Raw genomic sequence first — 9,860 nt, forward strand, 5'->3', positions numbered from 1 at the left:
GTGTACTGGTCGGCGGGACACATCACGTTGACCAGCGCCTCGACGAACGTTGCCTCGCCGGGACCGAAGAATTCGTAGCCGGTGAACGGCGCCGCGACCGACGGCGCGTCTGCTGCAGGAGCAGCGTTCGCGGGCGCCGCAGCGGCGAGCGCTACCGCTCCGGCCGCGCCTAGCGTGCGCGCCCCGACCGGGACGGCACCTGCCAGCGTCGCGACCTGCCGCAGGAAGATGCGCCGGTTAGTGCCCGATCCACGTAGTTCAGCCATTGTTTCCTCCCCTCAGAAGCGCGAACTGCATGCGGCTTCTCGCCTGTACGTCACAATCTTACGCAGCGCCATACGGTAAATGCATCATACGGCAAGCGCAACGCGGATGACGACGGCGACAACACGGCGAGTAACTCACGCTGACAGGCCTCAAGTTGGACCGAATGAACCGGCCCGATATCTAACGGGCTTTCATCAAATCCATCAATATCGCGGTCTCTACGTCGCGCAAAAAAAACGGGCCAACGGCCCGTTTTTTCTTGTTTCCCGATCTACGTCGCCATCATGCGGCAGGCGCGTCTTCGGTTACCGCCTTCATCGACAGGCGGATACGGCCCTGCTTGTCGACTTCGAGCACCTTGACCTTGACGATGTCGCCTTCCTTGAGCTTGTCGGAGACTTTCTCGACGCGCTCGTTGGAAATCTGCGAGACGTGGACGAGACCATCCTTGCCCGGCAGGATGGTGACGAATGCACCGAAGTCCATAAGCTTGGCCACTTTGCCCTCATAAATGCGGCCCGGCTCGACGTCGGAGACGATCTGCTCGATGCGCGCCTTGGCCGCTTCCGCCGCTTCGCGATTGACCGAGGCGATGACGATGGTGCCGTCGTCGCTGATGTCGATCGTCGCACCGGTTTCTTCGGTGATCGCGCGGATCGTGGTGCCGCCCTTGCCGATGACTTCGCGGATCTTGTCCGGGTGAATCTTCATCGTCATCAGGCGCGGTGCGAATTCGCTCATCTCGGTGCGCGAGGTGGCGAGCACCTTGTTCATCTCGCCGAGAATATGCAGACGACCCTGCTTGGCCTGGGCCAGCGCGACCTTCATGATTTCCTCGGTGATGCCGTCGATCTTGATGTCCATCTGCAACGCGCTGATGCCGTCGGCGGAGCCGGCGACCTTGAAATCCATGTCGCCCAGATGATCTTCGTCGCCGAGGATATCGCTGAGTACGACAAAGTCGCCGCCTTCCTTGACCAGACCCATCGCGATACCAGCGACCGGCGCCTTGAGCGGCACGCCCGCGTCCATCATCGCGAGCGAGGAACCGCAGACCGAAGCCATCGACGAGGAACCGTTCGACTCGGTGATTTCCGAGACGACACGCACCACATACGGAAAGGCTTCCATCGCTGGCTTGACTGCCTGCACGCCGCGCTTGGCGAGGCGGCCGTGACCGATCTCGCGACGCTTCGGCGCGCCGAAGCGGCCGGCCTCGCCCACCGAGAACGGCGGGAAGTTGTAATGGAACAGGAACGGATCCTTCGACTCGCCTTCCGGTGCATCGATGATCTGCGAATCGCGTGCGGTGCCGAGCGTGACCACGACCAGCGCCTGGGTTTCGCCGCGCGTGAACAGCGCCGAACCGTGCGTACGCGGCAACACGCCGACGCGCACTGCGATCGGACGGATATCGTCGAGCTTGCGTCCGTCGATGCGCACCTTGCTCTTGAGCACGCTGTCGCGCAGCGTGCGGTATTCGAGTTCGGCGAATTCCTTGGCCAAATCAGCGGCGGCCCAATTCTTCTGTTCGGCTTCACCCTTGAGCGAAGCCAAAACGTCCGCCTTGATCGCGGAGATCGCATCGCGACGTTGCAGCTTGTCGCGCACCTGGAAGGCCTCTTCGAGCTGGTTGCCGATGGCGCCCTTGACCGCGGCGGCCAGCGACTCGTCGCGCGCCGGGGCAGTCCAGGTTGAGGACGGCTTGGCCGCTTCGGTAGCGAGTTCGGCGATCGCATGGATCGCAGTCTGCATCTGCTGGTGACCGAACACGACTGCGCCGAGCATCACGTCTTCGCTGAGCAGCTTGGCTTCGGACTCGACCATCAGCACCGCATTGCTGGTGCCGGCAACGACCAGATCCAGATCCGAGGTTTTCAGTTCGGTCTTGGTCGGGTTAAGCAGGTATTTGCCGTTGGCGTAACCGACGCGCGCAGCGCCGATCGGGCCCTTGAACGGGATGCCGGCCAGACTCAGCGCGGCAGACGCGCCGAGCAGCGCAGGGATGTCGCCGTCGACTTCGGGATTGAGCGAAACGACCTGCGCGATGACCTGCACTTCGTTCTTGTACTCTTCCGGAAACAGCGGACGCACGGGTCGATCGATCAGGCGCGAGGTCAGCGTTTCCTTTTCGGTCGGGCGACCTTCGCGTTTGAAGAAGCCGCCTGGAATGCGGCCGGCGGAATAGAACTTCTCGACATAGTCCACGGTGAGCGGGAAGAAATCCTGCCCTTCGCGTCCCTTCGATGCAGCGACCGCGGTGACCAGCACCACGGTGCCACCCATCGACACCATCACCGCGCCGGACGCCTGGCGGGCAATTTCGCCCGTCTCCAGCGTGACCGTTTGACTACCGTACTGGAACGACTTGGTTACTTTTGCCACGTTAGTGTCCTGGTTGGGAGTGCGTTCAAAGATGAAACGCAAAATTGAAAAGTGCGACCAAGGACGGTCGCTTCGTGATCTTCGCGTTCAGGGATGAACGCACAAATTACCGACGCAGGCCTAGGCGTTCGATCAGAGTCTTGTAGCGTTCGCCATCGCTGGTCTTCAGGTATTGCAGAAGACGACGGCGCTGATTGACCATCTTGAGCAGACCGCGACGCGAGTGATGATCCTTGTCGTGATCGGCGAAATGCTTGGAGAGGTGTTCGATGCGCGCCGAGAGCAGGGCGACTTGTACTTCGGGAGAGCCGGTGTCGTTGGCTGCGCGGCGGTAATCCGCAATGACTTTGCTGGTTTGTTCGACAGAGAGAGACATGATGTGAGCCTTATGTTGCGTCCGGCGCGGTTCGGCCCGTTGGCTCAGCGTGAGCCGGCACAATCCGCGTTAGGGTGGAAGTTTGGAAGTGGATGAGCTGGTGAAATAAAGCCGCTTATTATAACCGGTTTGAGCCGGAAAGGGTCAATCGCATCATCGCTGGATACCGTATCGCCGAACTCCCGGCGGGCGCCACACGGCCGCGAAAACCGTGCGAGAAACGGATTGAGGTAATTCACATATCTTGTTGTTTCTACACTAGCAATGAGACACGTTGTGCGGAAAATCGAAGCAAGGCTCACATAACCTGTTCGCACCAGCCGCATCAATCAATCACGGGGGTGAACCCGCGGCGAACACGGACCTCGCCCGCTGCATCGATTTCGACCAGCGCGACCAGACGACCCTGCGTATCCAGCGCACAAGCCAGACTGCAATCGACCAGAACCGCCTGTGTGTAGCGTTTGCCCTGCTGCAATTGCACGGCTTGTTCGGATGACAGCGCAAGGGTCGGCAAAGCGGCCAGACCCTGCTCTGTAGGCAGCAGCAAGGCATCGAGTTTTTCGAATCCGCCGGCGGCGATTTCACCAAGTTGTTCCAGCGTCCACATTATGGGTTCGCGGAACGGTTCGACCCAGAGCCGCCGCAACGCAGTCAAATGCGCGCCGCAACCGAGCGCCTCGCCCAGATCGCGCGCGAGGCTGCGCACATAGGTGCCCGACCCGCATTCGACATGCAGGCGCAAATCCGCACCTTCGCGTTCGATCAAATCGAAGCGAAAAACATCCACTTCGCGCGGCGGTGCCTGCACGTCCTCGCCGCGACGCGCGCGTTTGTACAAAGGCACGCCGGCTTGCTTGAGCGCCGAATAAATCGGCGGCGTCTGGGTGATGCGTCCACGCAAGGGCGCCATTGCCGCTTCGATGACGGCGTCATCCAACGCCGGCAGCGGACGCGTTTGCACGAACTCGCCTTGCGCATCGTCGGTGGTTGTGGTCGCGCCAAGCCGGCATTCGGCCGCATAAGCCTTGCGCGCGCCGAGCAGATAGCCTGCAATCTTGGTCGCCTCGCCGAAACAGATCGGCAGCAGTCCGGTTGCGAGCGGATCGAGGCTGCCGGTGTGGCCGGCCTTGCGCGCGTTGAACAGGCGCTTGGCTCTTTGCAGCGCCTGGTTGGAACTCAGCCCCTGTGGCTTGTCGAGGAGCAGGATGCCGTGGACGTCGCGATAAGCAGGTTTCACTTTCATGGAGAAGTCGCTCTCTTCCCTTCTCCCGTCGGGAGAAGGTGGCGCAAAGCGCCGGATGAGGGTTCGGGTATTTTATAATCCATCCTTGGAGCGCCCCTCCACTCGACATCCTGTCTCGCCCTCAGCCGCTGTCGCGGCTTCGACCTCACCCGTCACGCTACGCGTGCCGACCTCTCCCGATGGGAGAGGTGAAGTCAGACTTTCCCGCGCAGCAGGGCTTCGATGCGCTCGCCGCGATCGACCGAATCGTCATAGCGAAAACGGATTTCCGGCACGCGGCGTATCGTCATCACGCGCGAAAGTTCGCGGCGGAATCCCTTCGCCATCTCGTTGAGCGCCTTAACGCCCTCGACCGCCTTGTCGGGCATCAACGCCGTGACGTAGGCGGTGGCGGAGTCGAAATCCTTCGTCACCACAACGTCGGATACGCTCATCGACGGCAACGCGTTGTCGCGCACCGCTTCGTGCACCATGCTGCCGAGCAGACGGCGCAATTCGGCGGACAGGCGATCGGATCGGGTGAAGGAATGCGAAGTCATGGTCGGGGCTTCCTGTTTGGGCCGTGCGCTGGGCGGCCAAGCTCGCGTTCGAAGAAGCGCGCCATCACCGCGTACGCAGCTTTCGATTCGGGCAGTTCGGGATCGGAGAAGAATGAGTGCCACATACCTTCCCAGACATGCAATTCGGTGGCAACACCGGCCTCGCTGAGCAACTCGTTGCTGCGCAGCAGCGCGCTCAGGGCAAAATCACGCGTACCCGAAATCAGCAGCGTCGGCGGGAACTTGGCCAGCGCCGCCGGTGATGAGCCCGGCATGACCAGCGGATCTTTCATATCCGCGCCCTTGAAGTACGGCAACATGCCCAGCTGCAGCGGATCGACCGGCACGGGATCGCCCATCAGCAACGGGCTGATGTAAGCGGAGTCCCCACCCATGTCGACCACACCGGCGCAGAAAATGCCGATCGCGCCGGGAGTCGGCAGGCTCTGGCTGGCGATCCACGCGATCGCCTCGGCCGTCAGCACGCCGCCAGCCGAGCAACCGTAGATGCCGATATCCTGCGCCCGGTGATGCCTGAGCAGGGCACGGTATACATTTTCCACATCCTCGCTCGCGGCGGGAAATGTATACTCCGGCCCCTGCCGGTAATCGACGCTGATCACCTTGATCCTGCTCAGGCTCGCGACCGGAATCGCCTCGACCAAACCACCGCTGCCTGCGCCCCAGAGAAACGCGCCGCCGTGCAGGTTGATCAATACCCGTTTCTTGTCGACTGCATTGCCTGCGGGCGTGATGACATCGACCCCGACGCCACCGATCTTCGACGCCTTGATCTCGACCGGATAGAGCTTCTGCATGCGCTCGGCGCGCGCGTCGTTGATGTCGCCGTAGAACTTGCGGCTCGCCTCGATCGGACCGCCCAGCGGCGGCGCCGCCCTGGCCTCGTCGAATATCTGGCGGAATCGTTGCAGCGCCTGTGGCGAGGCGTAAACGGAAAACGGAAAACGGGCAGCGGGCGAAGTGACGGTGCCGTCGGCATCCACCTCGGGTTTAGTGTCCTTGGCGCAGACGCTTGTGCTGAGTAGGCAAACGATCAGTACGGATTTTGCTAAACGTGTGGCGAGCATTTTGGTCGGACCCGATTTCGATAGAGGCTTAGCTCTTTTTGCTCGTCATCCCAGCGAAAGCTGGGATCCAGCTCCACCGCAAAGCGCCGAAAAACTGGATAACCAGCCATTCGGCTGTTGAAAACCCCGCTTTCGCGGGAATGACGAGCGAAGAACTTAAAGCTCAAATGCTACGCTCTCGGAGTCCCGGCTCTACAACGTCCGCGCAAACTCGATACGTTCGAAGCACTCGATTTGATCGCCCGGCTTGACGTCGTTGTATTGCTTGACGCCAATGCCGCACTCCATGCCGTTGCGCACTTCGTCGACGTTTTCCTTGAAGCGACGCAGCGATTCGAGCTCGCCCTGGAAGATCACCGTGTTGTCGCGCAGCACGCGGATCGGCTTGTTGCGCTTGACCGTACCCTCGATGATCATGCAGCCCGCAATCGCGCCGAACTTGGACGAGCGGAATACATCGCGCACCTGGGCGACGCCGATGATCTCTTCGCGGATCTCGTTGCCGAGCAAACCGGAGGCGACCTGTTTCACCTGATCGATCACGTCGTAGATGATCGAGAAGTAACGCAAGTCCAGGCCGCCCGCTTCGACGATCTTGCGTGCCGATGCATCCGCACGCACGTTGAAGCCGATGATCACGGCTTTCGATGCCGCGGCCAGCGTGGCATCGGATTCGGTGATGCCGCCGACGCCCGAGCCGATTACGTTGATCTTGATCAGATCGTTGCCGATCTTGGTCAGCGCCTCGCGCAACGCTTCGGCCGAGCCCTGCACATCGGCCTTGACCACGATGTTCAGGGTCTGCTGGCCTTCGCCCTTGCCCATCTGCGCCATCACGTCTTCCATGCGATTGCCGGCCTGCTTGATCAGGCGCGCATCGCGGCGCTTGTGCTGACGTTCGAGCGCGACTTCCTTGGCCAGACGCTCATCCTGCACAACGATAAAATCGTCGCCTGCATCGGGCACGCCGGAAAGGCCGAGCAACTGCACGGGAATCGACGGACCGGCCGATTCGACCTGTTCGCCCGCCTCGTTGAACAACGCGCGCACACGGCCGTATTCGATGCCGCAGACGATGAAATCGCCCTTCTTCAATGTGCCCTGTTGCACCAGCACGGTCGCGACCGGACCACGGCCCTTGTCGAGACTCGATTCGACGACCACGCCGGTGGCGAGCCCGTCGACGACGGCTGTCAGTTCCATGACTTCGGCCTGCAGCAGGATCGCGTCGAGCAGATCGTCGACGCCGTCGCCGGTTTTCGCCGACACCGGCACGATGCGCACATCGCCGCCCCACTCCTCGGGCACCACTTCGTGCTGCACGAGTCCCTGCTTGACCTGATCGGGATTCGCCTCGGGCTTGTCCATCTTGTTCATCGCGACGATCAGCGGCACCTTGGCCGCGCGCGCGTGGTTGATCGCTTCGACCGTCTGCGGCATCACGCCGTCGTCGGCAGCGACGACCAGCACCACAATATCGGTGAGCTTGGCGCCGCGCGCACGCATCGAACTGAATGCGGCATGGCCCGGCGTATCGAGAAACGAGATCACGCCCTTGGCGGTCTTCACGTGATACGCGCCGATATGCTGGGTGATGCCACCGGCTTCGCCCGAGGCGACCTTGGTGCGACGGATATAGTCGAGCAGCGACGTCTTGCCGTGATCGACATGTCCCATGATCGTGACCACGGGCGCGCGCGTGATCTTTTCACCGACGACCTCGACTTTCGACAGCGTGGTTTCGGCGTTGCTTTCCTCGAACTTGACCGCCTTGTGGCCGAGTTCCTCGACCACGAGCACGGCGGTGTCGTGCTCGATGGGTTGATTGATCGTCACCATCACGCCCATCTTGAACAGCGCCTTGACCACATCGGCGCCTTTCACCGCCATCTTCTGCGCCAGATCCGAGACGAGAATCGATTCGCCGATCGGCACGTCGCGCGTCACCGGCGCGGTCGGCTTGGAAAATCCGTGCGGACCGCCGGACGGCGCACGCGCCTGCTCGACCTGACGCCGCGGTTTGCGTTTGATCGCCCCGCGACGCGCATGGCCTTCGTCGGACAAATGCAGCTCCGCGCCGAAATAGCGCGGTGCGCCGTCGACATCGCTGCCGTCGTCGGGCATGCGATGCGAGCCGTGCTTGGGCTTGGCCTTGTGCGCGCCGTTGCTGTCGTCAGCCGCGCCGGTGCGTGGCGGACGCGGGCCGTCGGCCGGACGCGGGCGCGCGGTTTCCGCCGGCTTGGCCTTCTCGGTTTTCGCTGCGGGTTTGTCGCCGGCGGGCGTCGCTTTCGCGGTTTCCTTTTCGGCGGCAGCTTTGGCCTGCACATCGCGTGCTTCAACTTCGGCGCGCTGACGCGCTTCTTCGGCCGCACGCAGCTTGGCTTCCTCTTCGTGGCGGCGACGTTCCTGATCCTGGCGCGTGACTTCCTCGGTCTCGCGCTTCAGCTGCGATTCCTGCAGTTTCTTCAACGCGTCTTCGCGCTCCGCATCCGGCTGCTGTTCGGCGGGAATTTCGCTGCGCTTGATGTAGGTGCGCTTCTGGCGCACTTCGACATTCACGGTCTTGCCGCGCGTCGCGCCCTGATTGACCGTGAGTTCGCTGACCGTGCGGCGCTTGAGCGTGACCTGGCGCGGCGCGTTGTCTTCGACAGCGACGTTCCCGCCCTTGCCGTGGGTGCGGCGCAGGAAGCCGAGCAGCTTCACTTTCTCGGTGCTCGAAACCACCTGGTCGGGGTTCGAAAACTTCATGCCGGCGCCGTCAAGCTGGGTGATCAGCTTGTCCACGCTCATGCCGAGCACACCGGCGAGTTGTTTGATCGTTACGTCCGACATTGTGTCGTTTCTCCTGGCGCGTCACGCAGATGTTCCACGCAACGCTTTCTTCTTTGCCGTCATTCCCGCAAAAGCGGAAATCCATTTTGATTTTGCTGCGAAAGCAAGAACTGGATTCCAGTCTTCACCGGAATGACAGCCTTATGGGTTCAAGTGTTCATACGCAAATCCGCATTTTCATGGTCGCAACGAACTACGCCGCTTCGGCCTGCCGCGCCGCCATGATCAGATCGGCCGCGCGTTGCTCGTCAACGCCATTGATTGCCAATTCGATCAGCTCATCAGTGGCCAGATCGGCGAGATTTTCGCGCGTGATGATCTTGTGCTGGGACAGCGTATACGCCGTTGGTTCGTCCATGCCCGGTACGGCGAGCAGGTCGGCAGCCGGCTTGTGCTCCTCGATGTCTTCCTCGGCCGCGAGCGCGTCGGTGAGCAACGCATCGCGTGCGCGTGCGCGCAGCTCCTCGACGATGTCCTCGTCGAAGCCTTCGATGGAAACCAGTTCGGCGGTCGGCACGTAGGCGATTTCCTCGACCGTGGTGAAGCCTTCCTGCACGAGGATCGCGGCGATCTCGGCGTCGACTTCGAGCTTCTCCTGGAACAGTTCGCGCGCCGCGAGCTGTTCGCTTTCGGACTTCGCGGCGACCTGATCCTGGGTCATCACGTTCAACTGCCAGCCCGACAGCTTGCTCGCCAGACGCACGTTCTGGCCGCCGCGGCCGATCGCCTGCGAGAGCTTGTCTTCGGCGACCGCGATATCCATCGAATGCTTGTCTTCGTCGACGATGATCGACTGCACCTCGGCCGGCGCCATCGCGTTGATTACGAACTGCGCGGGGTTGTCGTTCCACAGCACGATATCGATGCGCTCGCCGTTCAATTCGTTCGACACCGCCTGCACGCGCGAACCGCGCATGCCGATGCAGGCGCCGATCGGATCGGTGCGGTGATCGTGCGCGAGCACGGCGATCTTGGCGCGATCGCCGGCATCGCGCGCGGCCGCCTTGATCTCGACCAGACCCTGACCGACTTCGGGCACCTCGAGCTTGAACAGCTCCATCATGAATTCCGGCGCGGTGCGCGACACGAACAACTGTGGTCCGCGTTGCTCCACACGCACCTCGTAC

Annotated in this window: 9 protein-coding genes; 1 reads left to right on the forward strand and 8 read right to left on the reverse strand. The window is 62.0% G+C overall.

All coding sequences use genetic code 11. The features are described from left to right. The 7 genes from VIE67_RS01190 to infB all read right to left on the reverse strand — a co-directional run. On the reverse strand, positions 1 to 266 hold a 266-nt coding region (locus tag VIE67_RS01190; RefSeq protein WP_332022460.1), incomplete at its 3' end, for a hypothetical protein. 283 nt (positions 267 to 549) lie between these two features. Then, a complete protein-coding gene (gene pnp, locus VIE67_RS01195) occupies positions 550 to 2,652 on the reverse strand; it encodes a polyribonucleotide nucleotidyltransferase (protein ID WP_332022462.1) in 2,103 nt (700 codons plus the stop codon). 106 nt (positions 2,653 to 2,758) lie between these two features. Beyond that, positions 2,759 to 3,028 (reverse strand): 30S ribosomal protein S15, encoded by a 270-nt coding sequence (gene rpsO / locus VIE67_RS01200; RefSeq protein ID WP_332022463.1) that lies wholly within the window; start codon positions 3,026 to 3,028, stop codon positions 2,759 to 2,761. Positions 3,029 to 3,353: 325 nt separating this feature from the next. Continuing rightward, positions 3,354 to 4,274, reverse strand: coding sequence for a tRNA pseudouridine(55) synthase TruB (gene truB / locus VIE67_RS01205; protein ID WP_332022465.1), 921 nt, complete (start codon positions 4,272 to 4,274; stop codon positions 3,354 to 3,356). Positions 4,275 to 4,468: 194 nt separating this feature from the next. Continuing rightward, positions 4,469 to 4,813 carry a 30S ribosome-binding factor RbfA gene (gene rbfA / locus VIE67_RS01210; RefSeq protein ID WP_332022467.1) on the reverse strand — a complete coding sequence of 115 codons (345 nt, stop codon included), beginning with the start codon at positions 4,811 to 4,813 and terminating at the stop codon, positions 4,469 to 4,471. Further along, the gene (locus tag VIE67_RS01215; protein WP_332022469.1) at positions 4,810 to 5,901 is read right to left on the reverse strand and encodes an alpha/beta hydrolase; all 1,092 of its coding nucleotides are present in this window, start codon (positions 5,899 to 5,901) and stop codon (positions 4,810 to 4,812) included. The genes rbfA and VIE67_RS01215 overlap by 4 nt, the downstream gene beginning before the upstream one ends. A 192-nt stretch (positions 5,902 to 6,093) precedes the next feature. Continuing rightward, positions 6,094 to 8,733, reverse strand: coding sequence for a translation initiation factor IF-2 (infB, locus tag VIE67_RS01220; protein WP_332022471.1), 2,640 nt, complete (start codon positions 8,731 to 8,733; stop codon positions 6,094 to 6,096). A 1-nt stretch (position 8,734) separates the two neighbouring features. On the opposite strand from infB, the gene VIE67_RS01225 reads away from it, so the two are divergent. Then, the gene (locus VIE67_RS01225) at positions 8,735 to 8,869 is read left to right on the forward strand and encodes a hypothetical protein (protein ID WP_332022473.1); all 135 of its coding nucleotides are present in this window, start codon (positions 8,735 to 8,737) and stop codon (positions 8,867 to 8,869) included. 57 nt (positions 8,870 to 8,926) lie between these two features. Here the strand turns inward: VIE67_RS01225 and VIE67_RS01230 are convergent. Continuing rightward, the coding region (locus tag VIE67_RS01230) for a transcription termination/antitermination protein NusA (RefSeq protein ID WP_332022475.1) at positions 8,927 to 9,860 on the reverse strand (934 nt) is incomplete at its 5' end.

It is taken from the genome of Rudaea sp. (genome assembly GCF_036560865.1).
Classification (GTDB): Bacteria; Pseudomonadota; Gammaproteobacteria; order Xanthomonadales; family Rhodanobacteraceae; genus Rudaea.